Raw genomic sequence first — 17,572 nt, 5'->3', positions numbered from 1 at the left:
CGCCCGGCCCTGTCAGGCGGACGGCTCGTCGATCGCAGGCAGCGACACCGTCACCGCGGTGCCGACGCCCACCTCGCTGTCGACCGCCACGCTACCCCCATGGCGCGTGACGACCGTCTTCACGAATGCCATGCCGAGCCCGGAACCCGAGATCTCGGGTCGCTCGCCGGCATGGAACCGCTTGAAACGCTCGAACAGATGCCGCTGATCTTCCGGCGCGATGCCGTACCCCTGATCGCGAATCGTACAGAACATCCGTTTCGACGCGTGCTCGACCGTCAGCGTACACGTGATCACCGTGTCGGACGGACTGTATTTGACCGCGTTGTTCAACAGGTTCACGAAGGCGCGCGTGATCAGCGAACGGTCCGCGCGGACCCAGCACATGTCGGCACCGACGTCGGTGTCGACCCGGATGTGCTTCGCCTGCGCCTGCGGCCACACCTCGTCGCTCGCATCGATCAGCACGTCGACGAGGCTCGTTACTTCGAGCTGGTAGACCTGCGACTCCGCGCGCGCCAGCTGCACGAACTCGTCGGCCAGCGACAGCGCGCGGTGCGCATAGCGCTCGATCCGCGCGAGCAGCCCGCGCATCGCGTCGGTCTCGGCGCGGTCGCGTTCGATCTCGACGAGCGCGAGAATCGACGACTGCGGCGAGCGCATGTCGTGCGACAGCAGGTGCAGCGCCTCCTCGCGCTGCCGCTCGGCCGCATGCAGCTCGGTCACGTCGACGAGACCGGCGATCCAGCCCGTCACGCGGCCCTGCGCGTTCGTGCAGGCCGCGTAGCGTAACAGATGGTCGAGCCCGTCGCGATCGCGCACTTCGATGCCGCGCGCCATCGCGTCGTGCTCGGCCTCGAGCGTCGGGTCGAGCACCGCCGGCCAGTGTTCGCGGATCGCCGCGTCGTGTTCGGCGTTGCCGTCGACGGTCTTCATGAAGGTCAGCTCGCCGAGCGCCGCGCGCAACGACCGCCCCTCCGGCAGCGGCAGCGAGAGCCGCGCCCCGTAGCGTTTCGCCGCATGGTTCGCGATCAGCACGGTGCCGGCCAGATCGGTCACGAAGATCGGCTCGGGCATGCTGTCGAGGCTGTCCCACACGAAGCGCTTCATGTCCTGCACGCGCTGCGCGGCTTGCGCCATCAACGCCATCTGCCGCTCGAGCACGTCGCCGCCGACGCTGCGCGTGCGCGGCGCTTCCGGCAGCAGGTGCGGCTCGTCGGCGAGCCGCTGCAGCTCGCGGCGCAGGTACGACATCGTCATTTCCAGCCGCCGCCAGTTCCAGATCGGGTAGACGGCAACCAGCCCGAAGATCGCGGGCGCCGGCGACAGCCAGATGCGCGCCTCGAACAGCAGCGCCAGGCTTGCGACGACGGCGAGCCCGGCGAGGCTGAGCGTCAGCAGCAGCGCGCGCCACGGCGACAGCATCAGGAAGCCGCCCAACAGCACGGCGAGCGGCAGCAGCGACGCGGCGAACAGCCCCGCGCGCGACGCGGGCGAGATCGCACTGCCGGTCGCCAGCATGTCGAGCACGTTGGCGTGGATATACACGCCGGCGAGCGGGCCGAACTCGCCGGACACGGGCGTTGCAAAGCGGTCGTACAGCCCCGACGCCGTGACGCCGACGACGACGATCTTGCCGCGCAGCGCGTCGGGCTTCACGCGCCCTTCCAGCACGTCGTTGAACGACAGCGTCGGATAGGCGGGCGTGTTGCGGCTGAACGGGATCAGGTAGCGGCCTTCGCCGGCCGCATCCTGCGACAGGTCGTGCGCATTCGCACCGGGTGCGCCGCCGACCGGCTGCAGGCGGCCGGCCTGGATCGCGCGGTACACGGGCACCATCAGTTGCGGCCAGCGCACGCGGCCGTCGCTTTCGAACAGCGCGACGCTGCGCACGATGCCGTCGCGATCGACTTCGAGGTTGATGTGGCCGAGCCCGGTCGCACGCGCCGCGAGCGCAGCCACCGGCGGATCGACGGTGCGCGTGCCGTCGGCCTGCTCGGGGCTCAGCAGCACGGGCAGGAAGGTCGGCACGTGGCTCATCGCGTCCGCGAACGCGCGATCCTGCGGCGACGGTTCGGTGAACAAAACGTCATAGACGACGGCGGCCGGTTGCGCGCGCGCCAGCGTGTCGAGCAGCCGCGCGTGCACGTCGCGCGGCCACGGCCAGCGGCCGAGGGCGGACACGCTCGGGTTGTCGATGTCGACGACGACCACGTCGGGCGACAGCGGCAGGCTGCGCAACATCAGCAGCCGGTCGTAGATCAGCCCGTCGACGCCCGCCGACAGGCGGCCGAGCGCGCACGCGAGGATCACCGCGACCCCGAGGCAGCCGATCGCGATCCATTCGATCAGGAAGCGGCGGCCGAGATGTCTCCGCGGGGAAACGGAATCGGGTTTCATGCGCCGCGGATCAGCGCGACAGCGTGAACGCGCTGACCGGACTGGTCTTCTCGTAGAACTTGCCGCCCTCGAACTCCTCGACGGTCACGGCCCAGAAATACTCGCCCGGCGGCAGGTTCGCGACGGTGATCTGGCGCGCGTGCAGGCCGACCTGGTCGACGACCGGCGCGCTCAGGTCCTTCGAGTGCGACAGCACGAACCGGTAGCGCGCGCCCTTGCCCGCGCCGTTCGGCGCCCAGCGGAACTCGTAGCCGCCCGCACCCGGCGACGCGCTCGCGTCAAGCCCCATGATGCGGCGTTCGAAGGCATACGTGCGCGGCAGGCCCTCGAGGCCATTGGCGTCGATCGCGGCGACCCGCACGAAGTAGTTTCCGTTCGGCACGTTGCGGAACACCGCGTGCGGCGAATCGGTGCGCGTTTCGCGGAACAGGTCGAGCAGCCCCGCGTCGTGCGCGAGCTGCACGCGATACGCGTGCGCCTGCGCGAGCGGCGCGACGTCGAACGAGACGTCGGGCTCGTCCTGCACCTTGTCGGGTTGCGCAAGCGCCGGCGCGGGCAACAGTTCGACCGGGGCGCCGACCGCGCCGGACGATGTCGCGACGCTGCCGAAGTTCGCATGCACGAGCGTCGGGTTGGCCGGCTGCTGGTCGCCCGCGACGCCGACCGTGCCGTCGAGCACTTCGACGCGCGTCGACGCGTTGCCGGCCGCGTCGTAGTTCACGCGAAAGTGCGTGCCGCGCACGCCGGCCACGACCGACGGCGAGCGAATCTGGAAGCGGTCGTCGCGTTTCTTCAGATGGGTGACTTCGCTGTCGACCGAGCCGCGCGTGAGTTCGAACTCGCGATCGAGCGTGCCGGTCAGCACGGTGCGGCGCAGCGCCTTCAGGTCGAGCTGGCTGTCGGGCGGCAGGCTCATGTGCGTGCCGTCGGCGAGCTCGAGCGTCACGAAGCCGTTCGGACCTGTGCGCACGCGATCGCCCTCGGCGAGCGTCGCGTCGTTCGCGAGCGGCGCGAATGCGTCGCCGGACGCGCGTTCGGCCGTGCCCTGCACCGCGATGACGCGCGCGGTCAGCTTTTCCTTGCGCAGGCGCGCGACCGGCAGCTTCAGCGCGGTGCCGGGCTGCAGGCGTTGCGGCGTGGCCACGTGATTGATCTGCTGGAGCAGTTGCCAGTCGCCCGCTCCCTGCAGGTAGCGCGCGGCGACGTCGTACAGCGTGTCGCCCGCCTGCGCGACGTAGACGACCGTCTTGCCCGCGGCCGGCGGTTGCGCGCCCGCCTGTTGCGCGGCGAACCCGAACGCGACCGCGCAGGCCGCGTGCAACGCCGCCGTGCGCAGGGTCGCCATGCGCTGCGTGATTCCCGTGGTCACTCCGGTTCTCCCTGACCGACCCGCTCGAGCCGATAGCCGTAGCCGTAGATCGGCGCGAGACGATAGCCGTTCTCGGGCCGCAAGCCGAGCTTGGTGCGCAGCATCGAGATGTGCGTATCCATCGTGCGCGACGGGATGTCGGTCGCCTGCTTCCACACGAGATCGAGAATGTGCGCACGCGACAGCGGCCGGTCGAGATGCTGGAACAGCAGCAGCGCGAGCTCGAACTCCTTCTGCGTCAGGCTCACGGCCTTGTCGCCGACGTACGCCTGCTTCAGGTTCACGTCGAAACGGAATTGATCGAATTCGCGGACGGTCGCCTCGGCGTTGACAGGATACGCACGGCGCAGCAGCGAACCGATGCGCGCACGCAGGATCGGGCCCGAGACGGGCTTGACCACGTAGTCGTCGGCGCCGGCGTTGAGGATCTGCGTGATCCCCGCCTCGTCGTCGCGGCTCGTCATGAAGATGATCGGCAGGCTGTGCTCGGTCTGGTTGGCACGCACCCACTTGAGCACTTCCTCGCCGGACATGTCGGGCACGTTCCAGTCGAGCACCAGCAGATCGAACGTCTCGCGCTGCAGACGTTTCTTCAGGGCCTTGCCTTCCTTGAACGCGTAGCACGTATGGCCAACGGCCGTCAGCGTTTGACTGACGAAATCCGTCTGGGCCGGATCGTCATCCAGTACAGCAATTCTCATAGCACCCCGCAAATCGAAATCGATTCGTCCAGTTCAGCTCTCCGCCCGACCCTCGCGCGCAATACGCGCGCGGCTTCCGGATATCGGCCGGCGAGCCGTCGTTCGCCGCTCGCGCCACCTGCGCAAACCGGCGACCCCAGCAATATCTCAAAAACGGGGCACGGACGAACCGGCGATTTCACCATAGTAGTATGAAATTCGCCAAGAAATTGCGCGGACTATCGCCTTTTCTTCGAATAATCCCTTCGGTCGCGCAATCGGACGTCTAGCCGGCATCCGCGACGCCGGCCACCGGCTCGGCGACGTCGTCGGCCAGCACGGCTCGCGACGGCAGTTCCGACAGCGCGGGCTGCACAAGCATCCGCTGCAGCTGGCCGCGCACGCGCTCCCACGCGCCAGCCGCGTAGTCGGGCTGGCCCGCCGCCCACGCCTGCGCCAGATCGAACACGCGTTCGATCGTGGCACCGCAGTAGGTCAGGCCCGCGCCGTCGTCCTGCGCGGCGTCGCGCAGCCGTTCGTCGAGCCACTCCGCCAGCCACGGCATCTCGGACGCGGCCGAATCCGCATAGGCCTCCAGCGCGGCACGCGCGTGGCGATCCTGCTGCGGGTCGAGCTCGATACGGCTCAGTCCCGATACGCTGCGTTCCGCTCCGGACGGACTTCGATAGGTCCCTGGTCTGAAGGACATGTCCTCTCCCCGTTGTACGACGGTAACGTCAGGCATGGCCCCCGTGCCCGCCGTACGACGTACCGTAGCCGGCACGCCCGCTGGAAGAGCGGACGACCGGCCGGGTCAGTATACGCAGCCGATCGTGAAGCGAGGTTTAAGAATTGTCAGATAAGGTTGGCCGGCCCGACGCGGCCAGCCGGCGCCGGGACCGCGATGCGCGCGTTCAGCGACGGCGCATCAGGAACACGAAGGTCTTGTCCTGCATCGTCGATTCGACGATTTCGTTGCCCGTCTGTTTGGCGAACGCGGCGAAATCGCGCTGCGAGCCCGGATCGGTCGCGAGCACCTTGAGGATCTGCCCGCTTTCCATATCGGCGAGCGCTTTCTTGGCACGCAGGATCGGCAACGGGCAATTGAGCCCGCGCGCGTCTACTTCCTTGTGAATCTGCATCGGCTGTCGACCTTCGAATGACGCGCCACACAAGGCGCGGGAGGAAGCCGCGATTTTACCGCAGCGACGCCGGGCCTGCCGGGGCCGCGCCCGGCCCGGCGGCCGCCGGCACCGGCGTCACGCGCCGGAGAAGCCGCCCGCGAGCCGTTCGCGCAGGTGTCGCACGAGCGCGCGCACCGCGCTCGGCACGACCGGGCTGTACGGACGAATCGCGAAAATATGGTCGCCGAACGCCCCCGATGGCCGCCAGCCGTCGAGCAGCGCGACCAGCCGGCCGGCCTCGAGATCGCGCCGCGCGCTGAAATCCGGCAGCAGTGCGATGCCGAGCCCGCCCAGCGCGGCCTCGCGCATGGCCTCGCTGTTGTTCGCCGCGAAACTGCCGCGTACCGGCACGCTCACACGCTGGCGGCGCCGGCCGTCCGGCTCGAAGCTCCACGCGGCCGGCTCGTTGTCGCGCAGGTAGCACAGGCAGCTGTGATCGACGAGTTCTTCCGGGTGCCGCGGCGCCCCGCGCGCGTCGAGATACTCGCGGCTCGCGACGAGCAACGAGCGCGTATCGCACAGCTTCCACGCGACGTGGGTCTGCGGCGCGGTGGTCGTATGGCGGATCGCGAGGTCGAAGCCCTCCTGGGTCAGCGAATGCAGCCGGTCCGACAGGTCGAGCTCGATATGCACGCCCGGATGCTGGCGCAGGAACGCCGGCAGGTGCGGCACGACCTGCTGGCGCCCGAGCGCGACCGGCACCGTCATGCGCAGCAGCCCGCGCGGCTCGCCGGCCAGGTCCTTCACGCGCGCGAAGTGCTGCCCGATCGACTCGAACGCGTCGCGCGTGCTGTCGACGAGCGTCTGGCCCGCATCGGTGAGCCGCACGCTGCGCGTCGTGCGGCGCACGAGCGGCACGCCGGCCGCCTTCTCGAGATCGGCGATACGCTGGCTCATCGCGGCCTTGCTGATGCCGAGCCGCTGCGCGGCGGCCGTGAAACTGCCGGCGGCCGCCAGCACCGTCAGCGAATGGATATGCGGCCAGAGCGCCTGGACATTTTGCTGATTCATCCATCGATTATTCATAATTCTGAACAGTGAATCAAGCTGCGCGGCCTTCTCCCGCCCCGCCGGTTTGCCTAGACTAGGCCGCATTCACCCTCACCCGCCCCCCCCAGGAGACACGATGAATCCGGTTCCCGCGTACACCTCCGACGCCGACGTCGGCCACTACGTCGACGGCGCGCCCGTCGCCGGCCGCAGCGGCCGCTTCCAGGACGTCCTCAATCCCGCGCTCGGCCGCGCGGTGCGGCGCGTCGCACTGGCCGACGACAGCGAAGTGCAGCGGGCCGTCGCATCGGCCCACGCCGCGTTCCCGGCCTGGGCCGAGACGCCGCCGATCCGCCGCGCGCGCGTGCTGCACCGCTTCCTGCAGTTGATGAACGAACACCGCGACACGCTCGCGGCCATCATCACGGCCGAGCACGGCAAGGTGTTCTCCGACGCGCAGGGCGAAGTCGCGCGCGGGATCGACATCATCGAATTCGCCTGCGGCGTGCCGCAGCTCCTGAAAGGCGACTTCACCGACCAGGTCAGCACCGGCATCGACAACTGGACGATGCGTCAGCCGCTCGGCGTCGTCGCGGGCATCACGCCGTTCAATTTCCCGTGCATGGTGCCGTGCTGGATGTTCCCGGTCGCGATCGCGACGGGCAACACGTTCGTGCTGAAGCCGAGCGAGCGCGATCCGTCGGCCGCGCTGTTCATCGCCGACCTGCTCACGCAGGCGGGACTGCCGGCCGGCGTGTTCAACGTCGTGCAGGGCGACAAGGGCGCGGTCGACGCGCTGCTCGACCATCCGGACGTGCAGGCCGTCAGCTTCGTCGGCTCGACGCCGATCGCGGCCTATGTCCAGCAGCGCGCGGTGCAATCCGGCAAGCGCGTGCAGGCGCTCGGCGGCGCGAAGAACCACCTGGTCGTGATGCCCGACGCGAACCTCGAGCAGGCGGTCGACGCACTGATCGGCGCCGCGTACGGCTCGGCAGGCGAGCGCTGCATGGCGATCAGCGTCGCGGTGCTGGTCGGCGACGTCGCGGACCGGATCGTACCGCTGGTGGCCGAGCGCGCGCGCAAGCTGGTGATCGGCGACGGGATGTCGCCGGAAGTCGAGATGGGCCCGATCGTCACCGGCGACGCGCTGAAGCGCATCGAAGGCTACATCGCGCAAGGCGTGAGCGAAGGCGCGCAACTGGTGGTCGACGGCCGCGGGCTGCGCGTGCCCGGCCGCGAGGCAGGCTTCTTCACCGGCGGCACGCTGTTCGATCACGTGACGCCCGACATGCGGATCTACCGGGAAGAAATCTTCGGCCCCGTGCTCGGCTGCGTGCGCGTGAAGGATTTCGGCGAAGCGGTCGACCTGATCAACGCGCACGAGTTCGGCAACGGCGTGTCGTGCTTCACGAGCGACGGCGGCATCGCGCGCGAGTTCGCGCGGCGCATCCAGGTCGGGATGGTCGGCATCAACGTGCCGATTCCGGTGCCGATGGCCTGGCACGGTTTCGGCGGCTGGAAGAAGAGCCTGTTCGGCGACATGCACGCGTACGGCGAGGAGGGCGTGCGCTTCTACACGCGCCAGAAGTCGGTGATGCAGCGCTGGGCGTCGAGCATCGGCAAGGGCGCCGAATTCGCGATGCCGACCGCGAAGTAACCGCTTGCCGGCGCGCCGCCCGCCGATCGGCCGGGCGGACGCCGCGCCGGCGGGATGCGCGTCAGCCGGCCTTCGTGCCGTGCGCGCCGTCGGCGGTCGGCAGATACGACAGTTCGAGCCGGTACGCGAGCGCGACGAACAGGCTCTGCGCGAGCCCCATCGTGGCGGTCAGCGCGCGGAAACCGAACGTCGCGCTGTCCTGCACCATCAGCGTCACTTCGGCCTCCCGCGCGAGCGGGCTCATCCGGCTGTCGGTGATCGCGATCAGCCGCGCGCCGCGCTGCACGGCCTGCTGCGCGACCTGCACGGTTTCTTCCGCATACGGCATGAACGAGATGACGATCATCACGTCGCCCTCGCGCACCGAGCGGATCTGTCCGAGATGCATGCTGCCGAGCGCGCTGAACAGCCCGATGCGCTTGTCGGTGTGCTGCAGCGCATAGTCGAGGTACACGGCGATCGGAAACGCGCGCCGCGAGCCGGCAATCCAGATCGCCTGCGTGTCGGCGAGCAGGTCGACGGCCTGCGCGAGCGCCTGCGGGTCGAGCGTCTGCCGCAGCTGCTGCATCCCGGCGATGCTGCCCTTGATGAATTCGTCGGCGATCTGCTCGGGCTGCAGGCTCGACTCGCCCGATTCGATCACGTCGCGCAACCGCAGGTTGTATGCACGCCCCGGCGCGATCTGCTGCGCGAGCCCCTCGCGGAACAGCCGCTGCATTTCGGAGAAGCCGGAGAAGCCGAAGTGCTTCGCGAAGCGCACGACGGCCGACGGCTGGACGCCGCACGCTTCCGCGAGCGACTGGATGCCTTCCAGGCCAAGCTGGTCCCGATGCGTTTCCACGTGGCGCGCAATGACCTTCAGGCGATTGCTGAGGCCGTCGTATTCCCGCGTCAGGTGCTGCAGGAACTGCTCGACGGTGGCGGGTGGTTTCTCGGATGAACTCATCGGATAGCGCGAAGTTGACGGCCCCGACGGACGCGCGATGCTCAAGCGCGCGGCCCGGGACTCGACTGGATACATGCATGAAGGGCGAATTTAAACACGTTTGCGGCACGGCCCGCGCCGCGCGCTCGCTCCCACGCGCTCGATCATCACTTGCACACGCTCCACGGCAAGCCTGGACCGATTGTCCAACGCTCGCGCGGCGTCGTAAAGATTAGGGCGTCTACCGAGGCCGACTGCCGGCGTGCGACGCCGTGCGGCCCGCCCCGGCCGGGCGTTCAGCGATAGTCGACCCACACGCCGCCCGCATCGGCGGAGCGCACGCAGTGCTCGACCCAGCGCACGCCCTCCACGCCCGCGTGGACGTCCGGAAAGCGAATGCCCTTCAGTGCCGCGACGTCGCCGCGATCGGTCGCATCCATCGCGAGCGCGAAGCGCCGGTAGAGATTCGACCATGCCTCGAACAGCCCCTCCGGATGCCCGGCGCCGATCCGGTCCTCGTGCAGCGCATTCGGATGCAGATAGCCCATCCCGCGGTCGAGCACCTGCGCGGGCTGCCCCTGCACTTCATGGCGCAACTGGTTCGGATGCTCGTCCCACCACTCGACGCTCGCCTTCGAGCCGATCACGCGCACCTTCTGGCCGTGCATCGAGCCGGCGTTCACCGCGCTCGACCATACGTAGCCGATCGCGCCCGTGTCGTATTCCATGATCGTGAACGCGTTGTCCTCGAGCGGTGCGCGGCTCTTCACGAAGCTCTGCCGCGAGCACATCAGCCGCCGGATCTTCAGCGCGGGCGCCATCACCTCGGAGATGTACAGCGGATGCGTGCCGATGTCGCCGAGCACATAGCTCGGGCCGGCGAACTTCGGATCGACGCGCCAGCGCGCGGCCGCGCTCGCGGCCTCGACCCCCTCGCTGTGAAAGCCGTGCGCGAACTGCATCTGAACGATCCGGATCTCGCCGAGATCGCCGCGCGCGATCATCTCGCGCGCCTGTTCGATCATCTGATGCCCCGAATAGCCGTATGCAACGCCGACGATCCGGTTCTTCTCGACCGACAGGCGCTGCAGCGCCTCGGCCTCCTCGATCGTGAAGCACAGCGGCTTCTCGCAGACCACGTGCAGCCCGGCATTCAGCGCGGCGCGGCAGATCTCGAAGTGCGTATTGTTCGGCGTCGCGATCGTTACCGCGCGAATGCCGTCCGGGCGGCGCGCCTCGGCGTCGAACATCGCCGCATAGTCGGCATAGCAGCGCTCGGGCGCGACGCCGAGCTTCACGCCGAACGCGCGGCCGCGCTCGGGATCGATGTCGAAGGCGCCGGCAAGCAGCTGGAAACTGCCGTCGCGCAACGCGGCCGACCGGTGACTGTAGCCGATCTGGCTGCCGAGCCCGCCGCCGACCATGCCCCAGCGAATCGAGTGCCCGAGCAGAATCTGTCCGTCGATCATGATGGTGTATTCCTTCGTTATCCAGATTGATTACGTCAAGCGAAACCGACTGACGCGAGAAACGTACGGCTCGCGGCGACGTCGCGCAGGCTCGCGTTGGCGTTGCGCGGGTCGCGCTCCTGCTCGACCGTGATGTCGCCCGCGTAGCCGATGTCGTCGAGCGCACGCCGGATCGACCGGTAATCGAGCACGCCGGTGCCGATCGGGCACATCACGCCGCGCGCGCATGCGGCGAAGAACGCGATGTGCTCGCCCATCACCACGTCGTAGACGGCCGCGTCGATGTCCTTGAAATGCACGTAGTCGAGGCGCGCCGCATGGCGGCGCAGCCACGTCTGCGGGTCCATGCCCGAGTAGTACAGGTGGCCGGTGTCGAGACAGAGGCCGGCGCAGTCGGCCGGAACGTCGGCGACGATCCGGTCGATCTCGTCCGCGAACTCGATATGCCCGCCCGCATGCGGATGAATCACCGTGCGCACGCCGAACGCATCGCGCGCGATCGCGGCGATCTGCCGGATGTGGTCGACCATGCGCGCCCAGCGCGCGTCCGACAGGCGCGGCGCGCGATCGGCATGGCCGGCCGCGTAGTCGCGCTCCGCGTGCCCCCAGTCAATCACCACCAGGTACGGCGCCGCGTAACGCTGGCCGTCCTGCGCGGGCGGCTTCGGCAAGCGCGTGATCAGGGCGCAGATGTCGCGCGCCTGGCGCAGCAGGTTCGGCAGATTCTCCGGCGACACGAGATCGTCGAAGATCGTGCCGGCGGTGATGCTCAAGCGCTGCCGCTCGAGCTCGACGCCCACCAGGTCGGGTTCGAGCGGGAGATAGCCGTACGGCCCGAGCTCGATGCCCGAATAGCCGGCCTGCGCGGCCTCGGCGAGCACCCGCCGCCACGGCGGCAGGTGCGGATTCCTCACGTCGTCGACGCCCCAGCAGCACGGTGCGCAACCCAGCTTCATCGTCATGTCGTTCGGTCCGGCAGGCAGGCGGTTGCGGTTCGGTTCAGCCGCGATAGAACGCGGGACGGTCGGCCAGCGCGATCGGCTCGACCGCGCCGCTTTGCTGCGCACGCACGCAGGCGTCGGCCGCGACCGCCGCCGCGTAGCCGTCCCATGCGGACGGCCCCGTGAGCGCGCCCTGCCGCACGCCGTCGATGAATGCCTGCAGCTCGACGTCGTACGACGCGATGAAGCGTTCCTTCCAGTCGGTCATGATCTCCACCGCTTGCCGCGCCGCATGCTTGAGCCCCACGGCCGGCGGATCGGGCAGCTTCGCGATGCCCTGCTCGCCGACCACCTCGCACTGGATGTCGTAGCCGTACTGGCAGTTCACGAAGATCTCCACGTCGATGCGCACGCCGCTCGCGGTCTCCAGCAGCACGATCTGCGGATCGGCGAGATGCGCGGACGCATGGCGCGTCTTCTTCGGATAGACGACCTGCGCGCTCACGTAGTCTTCGCCGAGCAGCCAGCGCAGCACGTCGAGTTCGTGGATCAGCGTGTCGGTGATCGCCATGTCCGTCGTGTAGCGCTCGCCGACCGACTGGTTGCGGTGCGCGCAATGCAGCATCAGCGGCGCGCCGATCTCGCCGCTGTCGATCACGCGCTTCAGTGCGCGATAGCCTTCGTCGTACGGCCGCATGAAGCCGACCTGCACGAGCCGCTTGCCGTGCGCGACTTCGGCCTCGACGATCCGCATGCAGCCGTCGGCCGTGACGGCCAGCGGCTTCTCGCAGAACACGGGCTTGCCGTGCGCGATCGCATCGAGCACGAACGCTTCGTGCGTCGGCCCCCACGACGTGACGAGCACGGCCTGCACATCGGCGGCCGCGACCACCTCGTGGCCGTCGCGATGGATCTCGGCGTCGAGCCCCATCTTCTCCACCGCATCGCGCGCCTGGCGCGGATCGATGTCGGTGACGGCCACGACGCGCGCACCGGACAGCGTGCGGGTCAGTCTGCGAATATGGTCCTGGCCGATCGCGCCGCAGCCGATCACGCCGATTTTCAAGGTCATCCGGAGTTCTCCAGTGGTTCATCAGCGGCGCGGCCCCTGCCGCGCCGGTCAGTCATCCGTCAGTGCGCGGCGCGATCGAAATGACGATCGACGTAGCGCCCGATCGTGTCGCGCATGTACCGCGACGACGCTTCCGCGCGGTCCTCCCATGCGAACACGCACGACGACATCACGCCGTCGAATCCCGCGGCGCCGAGCGCGCGGAAAAATACGTCCCAGTCGATCTCGCCCTGCCCGATGTCGAGATGCTGGTGCACGCGGATCTGGTTCGAGCCGGGCGGGTTCACGATGTAGCGCAGCTGGCTGCTCTTGCGGTGGTCGAACGTGTCGGCCACGCGCACATGCGCGAGGATCGGCGCGGCCCGCGCGATCATCGCGGCCATGTCGTCGCCGTAATGGAACGTGTGCGGCGCGATGTACGACAGCTTCAGCGACGGCGAACCGAGGTTCGTGACGATGTCGATCGCGGGCTGCAACGCCTCGATCCAGTCTTCCGGATGCGGTTCGACCGACAGCACGATGCGTTCGCGCTCGAGGATCGGCAGCAGCGTGTCCATCGACCGGAACCACGCGGCCTCGCACAGCTCCTTCGGGTTCGCGCCCGGCCGTTCGCCGACCGAGCGCTCGGGCGACGCGCCGCGCCCGAACTCGGACACCATCAGCGTGCACTCCATCTCGAGCGCGACCTCGATCGCCTTCCTCCAGCAGCGCACGGCCCATTGCCGCTCGTCCTCGAACGGGCTCGCCCAGCGGTACATCGGCTGCAGCGACGCAAGGCCGACGCCGCTCGCGCGCAGCGCCTGCCGGAACGCGGCCATGCGCTCGCGCGTCGCGCGCGGCATCACCCACCAGTCGAGGAAGTCGCCGCGCGGCGACAGCTCGATCTGGTCGTAGCCGAGTTCGGCCACCGCATGCGGCAGCCGGTCGAGCGGCAGGTGGCGAATCATGTACGGGTCGAGCGCGATCTTCATCGAATGTCCTCGGCGGCGGCGGGTTCCGGACGCCGCCGGCGGCACATGCCGCCCGCGTCCGGCGATGCATGAAGGATCAGCGGCGCTTCTTCTTGTTGCGGTACTGGTCGGCGATCACGGCCGCGACGATGATCGCGCCCTTGACCATCTCCTGGTAATACGCGTCGATGCGGATGAACGTGAAGCCCGACGTCATCACGCCGAGGATCAGCACGCCGATCACGGTGCCCGTGACACGGCCGAGCCCGCCCGACAGCGACGTGCCGCCGATCACGACGGCCGCGATCGCATCGAGTTCGTACATCACGCCCATGCCCGACTGGCCGGAAATCGCGCGCGCGGCGGTCACGGTGCCGGCGATCCCGCTGAGGAGGCCCGCGATCGCATAGACGAAGATCAGGTGACGCGTGACGTTGATGCCGGACACGACGGCCGCATGACGGTTCGCCCCGATCGCATAGGTGTACTTGCCGAACCGCGTGTAGCGCAGCACGACGTGGAAGATCGCGGCGATCACGAGAAAGATGATCACCGGGTTGGCGCCCGCGCCGATGGCCGCGAACTGGTCGGTCAGCATCGACACGGGCATCCCGTTGGTGAACCACTTCGCGAAGCCGCGCGCGGCCACCATCGTGCCGAGCGTCGCGATGAACGGAGGGATACCCGTCATCGCGATCAGCGAGCCGTTCAGCAGGCCGACCAGCAGCCCGACGCACACGCCGGCCAGCACGGGCCAGATGATCGGCAGGTCGGTCAGGTGCGGAAACACCGCGCGCGGAAAGTCGGACACCTGCGCGAGGCTCGCCGATACGACCGCCGCGGCGGCCACGACCGACCCCGACGACAGGTCGATCCCGCTGGTGATGATCACGAGGTTCACGCCGACCGCGATGATGCCGATCACGGCCATCTGCAGCACGATGATCTCGAGCCGCTCGGCGTTGAACAGGAAGCTCTGGCCGACGACGATCCAGCCGACGATCTCGAAGAACAGGCTGATGCCGACGAGCACGAGGAAGATGCTCAGTTCGGGCGGCCACTTCGTGTGCCGCGCCTTGATCGTCATGGTCTGCGCATCCGCGACCGGGTTCAGGTTGCCCATTTGTTTGTCTCCAATCTTGTTTCGGCTCAGCGCGACGCGAGATCCATGATGCGGACCTGGTCGGCGTCCTTGCGATCGACGATGCCGGTCATGCGCCCTTCGTGCATCACCATCACGCGATCGCTCATTCCCAGCACTTCCGGCATCTCCGACGAGATCATCAGCACCGCGACGCCCTTGCCGGCGAGCGCGCTGACGAGCCGGTGAATCTCGGCCTTCGCGCCGACGTCGATGCCGCGCGTCGGTTCGTCGAGGATCAGGATGCGCGGCTGCGTGAGCAGCCAGCGGCCGATCAGCACCTTCTGCTGGTTGCCGCCCGACAGGTTCTGGATCTCCTCGTGCAGCCCGGGCGACTTCACGCGCAGCATCCGGCTCATTTCCTCGCAGTCGCGCTTCAGCTGCGCCTGCTGCACGAAATTGAACTTCACGTAGCGGTTGCTGAGCACCGCCGCTTCCATGTTCGCGAGCAGGTCGAGATTCAGGAAGCAGCCGGTGTCCTTGCGATCCTCGGTGAGGAACGCCATCCCGAGTTTCATCGCCTGCGCGGGCGTCGCGATCCGCACCGGCTTGCCGTCGATCCGGATCTCGCCCGACGTGGCCGGCACGACGCCGAACAGCGCCTCCGCGACGTTCGAGCGCCCCGAGCCGACGAGCCCGGCCACGCCGAGGATCTCGCCCGCGCGCAGTTCGAAGCTCACGTCGCGAAACACGCCTTCGACGCCGAGGTTCTTCACCGACAGCACGACGTCGCCGATCGGCACCTCCTCCTTCGGGAACATCTGCGTGATCTCGCGCCCGACCATCATGCGGATGATGTCGTCGCGCGTGACGTCGCTCGACGCATGCGTGCCGATGTACTTGCCGTCGCGGAACACCGAGAACTCGTCGGCGATCTCGAACAGCTCGTTCATCTTGTGCGTGATGTAGACGATGCCCTTGCCCTGCTCGCGCAGCTGGCGAATGATCCGGAACAGGTGGCTGACTTCCTTGTCGGTCAGCGCGGAGGTCGGCTCGTCCATGATCAGCACGTCCGAGTCGAACGACACGGCCTTCGCGATCTCGACCATCTGCCGGCTCGCAACGGTCAGCGTGCGCACGTCGGTTTCCGGATCGATGTCGATCGACAGCCGCTCGAACAGTGCGGCCGTCTGGCGGCGCAGCGCCGCGTGATCGATCAGGCCGAAGCGGTTCTTCGGTTCGCGGCGGATCCAGATGTTCTCCGCGACCGTCATGTACGGCATCAGGTTGAGTTCCTGGTGGATCATCGCGATGCCGCGGTCGAGCGCATCGAGCGGGCCGTTCAGCACGACCGGCTCGCCGTTGATCAGGATCTCGCCCTGGTCGGGCGTGTAGACGCCCGCGATGATCTTCATCAGCGTCGACTTGCCCGCGCCGTTCTCGCCCATCAGCGCATGCACGGTGCCGCGCCGCACGCGGAACTGCACGCCGTCGAGCGCGACGACGCCGGGGAAGGACTTGCCGACGCCGCGCACCTCGAGCACGCAGTCGGCGGCGGAAGAAGCCGGCGGGCCCTCCCGGCCGGACGAGCCGGTCGATCCGGACGAAGCGGCCGGCGCGTCGCCGCCGGCCATCGGCTGCGCGATCCTGGCTGTAAACATGGACGTTCCTCGACAGTCGCACGCGAACCCGGCCGTGCCGGGCCCGCGCAGTTCAACGGAAAAGCCGGTCAGTGCCTGGCGTACTGGTTCATGTTGTCCGGCGTCACCAGCTCGAACGGCACGTTCACGTAACGGTCGACGGGCTGCTTCTTCGCGAGCTTCAGCGCCGCGGCCACCGACTGCGCGCCCTGCCCGACCGCGTTCTGGTACACCGACACCTTCAGCTCGCCGCTCTTCATCGACGCGAGGCCGTCCGGCGTGGCGTCGATGCCGGCGACGACCGTCTTCGGCGTCCACTTGCGCGCGGCCTTCAGCGCGTTGATCGCGCCGATCGCCATTTCGTCGTTGTTCGACACGATCGCGTCGAACTTCGTCCCGGAGCTCAGCCAGTTCATCGTGATGTCCTGGCCCTGCGTGCGGCTCCACTTGCCTTCGCGCTTGTCGACGATCTTCATGCCCGCGCAGTCCTTCGTCGCGATCACGTCCTCGATGTCCCGGGTGCGGGCGCGCGCCGATTCGTTGGACAGTTCGCCCATCAGCACGAGGATGTCGCCCTTGCCGCCGAGCAGCTTGCACACCTGGCGCGCCTGCAGCGTGCCCGACTGCTTCTCGTCGGACGCGACGACCGCGACGCCGGCCGGCAGCTTGTCGAAATCGACCGGCTTGCGGTTCACGTAGACGAGCGGAATCTTCGCGGCCGTCACCATCTTCGTGATCTTCGGCGTCGCGTCGGTGTCGACCGCGTTCACGATGATCGCGTCAACCTTCTGCGCGATCATGTTCTGGACCTGGCTCAACTGCTTGCCGACGTCGTTGCCGCCGTCCTCGATCTGCACCGTCGCGCCGTCCTTCTTCGCGGCATCGGCGATGCTGTTGCGCAGGATGGTCAGGAACGTGTCGTCGAACGACGCCATCGTCACGCCGATCTTCTCGGCGTGCGCGAGCGGCATCGCCAGGATCGCGGCGGCCGCGACGGCCATCAGCTTGGTCTTCATGATCAATCTGTCTCCTCATCTCCGGGGGGCGGAAGACGGCGCGTTGCGCGCCGCCGGGCCGAGTCCGATCGAATCCGATACGGACTGAAGCATCCGGATGAAACTGTAGATCACTTCCTCGAAAATTTGGAAATTTATTTCTACGTGATTTCACCTAGGGAACTGGATTTCCAAAAAGTCTAGACTGCGTCCGTAGCC

At 68.2% G+C, this 17,572-nt stretch carries 15 protein-coding genes; 1 reads left to right on the top strand and 14 read right to left on the bottom strand.

What is annotated here, in order from left to right:
- Nucleotides 1–12: 12 nt before the first annotated feature.
- The 6 genes from GQ57_RS31930 to GQ57_RS31905 all read right to left on the bottom strand — a co-directional run bounded on the left by GQ57_RS31930 (nt 13) and on the right by GQ57_RS31905 (nt 6,644).
- On the bottom strand, nt 13–2,400 hold the full coding sequence (locus GQ57_RS31930) for a CHASE2 domain-containing protein (RefSeq protein WP_031402351.1): 2,388 nt from the start codon (nt 2,398–2,400) through the stop codon (nt 13–15).
- 10 nt (nt 2,401–2,410) lie between these two features.
- Nucleotides 2,411–3,769, bottom strand: coding sequence for a FecR domain-containing protein (locus tag GQ57_RS31925; RefSeq protein ID WP_031402350.1), 1,359 nt, complete (start codon nt 3,767–3,769; stop codon nt 2,411–2,413).
- Nucleotides 3,766–4,470 carry a response regulator transcription factor gene (locus tag GQ57_RS31920; protein ID WP_006490421.1) on the bottom strand — a complete coding sequence of 235 codons (705 nt, stop codon included), beginning with the start codon at nt 4,468–4,470 and terminating at the stop codon, nt 3,766–3,768. The genes GQ57_RS31925 and GQ57_RS31920 overlap by 4 nt, the downstream gene beginning before the upstream one ends.
- Nucleotides 4,471–4,735: 265 nt before the next feature.
- Nucleotides 4,736–5,158, bottom strand: a complete 423-nt coding sequence (locus GQ57_RS31915; RefSeq protein WP_052001547.1) for a hypothetical protein — start codon at nt 5,156–5,158, stop codon at nt 4,736–4,738.
- Nucleotides 5,159–5,363: 205 nt separating this feature from the next.
- Nucleotides 5,364–5,591: a sulfurtransferase TusA family protein gene (locus tag GQ57_RS31910; RefSeq protein ID WP_031402348.1), complete on the bottom strand. Its 228-nt coding sequence runs from the start codon at nt 5,589–5,591 to the stop codon at nt 5,364–5,366.
- A 117-nt stretch (nt 5,592–5,708) separates the two neighbouring features.
- Nucleotides 5,709–6,644 (bottom strand): LysR family transcriptional regulator, encoded by a 936-nt coding sequence (locus GQ57_RS31905; protein WP_031402347.1) that lies wholly within the window; start codon nt 6,642–6,644, stop codon nt 5,709–5,711.
- Nucleotides 6,645–6,759: 115 nt separating this feature from the next.
- On the opposite strand from GQ57_RS31905, the gene GQ57_RS31900 reads away from it, so the two are divergent.
- On the top strand, nt 6,760–8,280 hold the full coding sequence (locus GQ57_RS31900) for a CoA-acylating methylmalonate-semialdehyde dehydrogenase (RefSeq protein WP_031402346.1): 1,521 nt from the start codon (nt 6,760–6,762) through the stop codon (nt 8,278–8,280).
- A gap of 61 nt (nt 8,281–8,341) precedes the next feature.
- On the opposite strand, the gene GQ57_RS31895 is transcribed toward GQ57_RS31900, so the two are convergent.
- The 8 genes from GQ57_RS31895 to GQ57_RS31860 form a co-directional block, all read right to left on the bottom strand.
- A complete protein-coding gene (locus GQ57_RS31895) occupies nt 8,342–9,226 on the bottom strand; it encodes a MurR/RpiR family transcriptional regulator (protein ID WP_031402345.1) in 885 nt (294 codons plus the stop codon).
- A 275-nt stretch (nt 9,227–9,501) separates the two neighbouring features.
- Nucleotides 9,502–10,674 (bottom strand): Gfo/Idh/MocA family protein, encoded by a 1,173-nt coding sequence (locus GQ57_RS31890; protein WP_034199955.1) that lies wholly within the window; start codon nt 10,672–10,674, stop codon nt 9,502–9,504.
- A gap of 35 nt (nt 10,675–10,709) precedes the next feature.
- Nucleotides 10,710–11,636, bottom strand: a complete 927-nt coding sequence (locus GQ57_RS31885) for a TIM barrel protein (protein ID WP_034199954.1) — start codon at nt 11,634–11,636, stop codon at nt 10,710–10,712.
- 37 nt (nt 11,637–11,673) lie between these two features.
- Nucleotides 11,674–12,687 (bottom strand): Gfo/Idh/MocA family oxidoreductase, encoded by a 1,014-nt coding sequence (locus GQ57_RS31880; RefSeq protein ID WP_034199953.1) that lies wholly within the window; start codon nt 12,685–12,687, stop codon nt 11,674–11,676.
- Nucleotides 12,688–12,746: 59 nt separating this feature from the next.
- Nucleotides 12,747–13,658 (bottom strand): sugar phosphate isomerase/epimerase family protein, encoded by a 912-nt coding sequence (locus GQ57_RS31875; protein ID WP_031402341.1) that lies wholly within the window; start codon nt 13,656–13,658, stop codon nt 12,747–12,749.
- 76 nt (nt 13,659–13,734) lie between these two features.
- Nucleotides 13,735–14,760, bottom strand: a complete 1,026-nt coding sequence (locus tag GQ57_RS31870) for an ABC transporter permease (RefSeq protein ID WP_031402340.1) — start codon at nt 14,758–14,760, stop codon at nt 13,735–13,737.
- 26 nt (nt 14,761–14,786) lie between these two features.
- Nucleotides 14,787–16,379 (bottom strand): sugar ABC transporter ATP-binding protein, encoded by a 1,593-nt coding sequence (locus GQ57_RS31865; protein ID WP_034199952.1) that lies wholly within the window; start codon nt 16,377–16,379, stop codon nt 14,787–14,789.
- A gap of 68 nt (nt 16,380–16,447) precedes the next feature.
- Entirely contained in the window at nt 16,448–17,374 is a 927-nt protein-coding gene (locus GQ57_RS31860; protein WP_031402338.1) for a sugar ABC transporter substrate-binding protein, read from the bottom strand.
- Nucleotides 17,375–17,572: the final 198 nt, after the last annotated feature.

Origin of the sequence: Burkholderia sp. MSh2 (assembly GCF_000731655.1) — a bacterium.
Taxonomy (GTDB): Bacteria; Pseudomonadota; Gammaproteobacteria; order Burkholderiales; family Burkholderiaceae; genus Burkholderia; species Burkholderia paludis.
The sequence above is the reverse complement of the archived record's forward strand: the minus strand, read 5'-3'. Positions and strand labels throughout refer to the sequence as shown.

Excerpts from the sequence above, each read along its gene's own strand:
- GQ57_RS31930 (WP_031402351.1), bottom strand. The coding sequence starts at position 2,400 with ATGAAACCCGATTCCGTTTCCCCGCGGAGACATCTCGGCCGCCGCTTC.
- GQ57_RS31920 (WP_006490421.1), bottom strand. The coding sequence starts at position 4,470 with ATGAGAATTGCTGTACTGGATGACGATCCGGCCCAGACGGATTTCGTC.
- GQ57_RS31915 (WP_052001547.1), bottom strand. The coding sequence starts at position 5,158 with ATGTCCTTCAGACCAGGGACCTATCGAAGTCCGTCCGGAGCGGAACGC.
- GQ57_RS31875 (WP_031402341.1), bottom strand. The coding sequence starts at position 13,658 with ATGAAGATCGCGCTCGACCCGTACATGATTCGCCACCTGCCGCTCGAC.
- GQ57_RS31870 (WP_031402340.1), bottom strand. The coding sequence starts at position 14,760 with ATGGGCAACCTGAACCCGGTCGCGGATGCGCAGACCATGACGATCAAG.
- GQ57_RS31890 (WP_034199955.1), bottom strand. The coding sequence starts at position 10,674 with ATGATCGACGGACAGATTCTGCTCGGGCACTCGATTCGCTGGGGCATG.
- GQ57_RS31885 (WP_034199954.1), bottom strand. The coding sequence starts at position 11,636 with ATGACGATGAAGCTGGGTTGCGCACCGTGCTGCTGGGGCGTCGACGAC.
- GQ57_RS31860 (WP_031402338.1), bottom strand. The coding sequence starts at position 17,374 with ATGAAGACCAAGCTGATGGCCGTCGCGGCCGCCGCGATCCTGGCGATG.
- GQ57_RS31895 (WP_031402345.1), bottom strand. The coding sequence starts at position 9,226 with ATGAGTTCATCCGAGAAACCACCCGCCACCGTCGAGCAGTTCCTGCAG.
- GQ57_RS31905 (WP_031402347.1), bottom strand. The coding sequence starts at position 6,644 with ATGAATCAGCAAAATGTCCAGGCGCTCTGGCCGCATATCCATTCGCTG.
- GQ57_RS31880 (WP_034199953.1), bottom strand. The coding sequence starts at position 12,687 with ATGACCTTGAAAATCGGCGTGATCGGCTGCGGCGCGATCGGCCAGGAC.
- GQ57_RS31900 (WP_031402346.1), top strand. The coding sequence starts at position 6,760 with ATGAATCCGGTTCCCGCGTACACCTCCGACGCCGACGTCGGCCACTAC.
- GQ57_RS31865 (WP_034199952.1), bottom strand. The coding sequence starts at position 16,379 with ATGTTTACAGCCAGGATCGCGCAGCCGATGGCCGGCGGCGACGCGCCG.
- GQ57_RS31910 (WP_031402348.1), bottom strand. The coding sequence starts at position 5,591 with ATGCAGATTCACAAGGAAGTAGACGCGCGCGGGCTCAATTGCCCGTTG.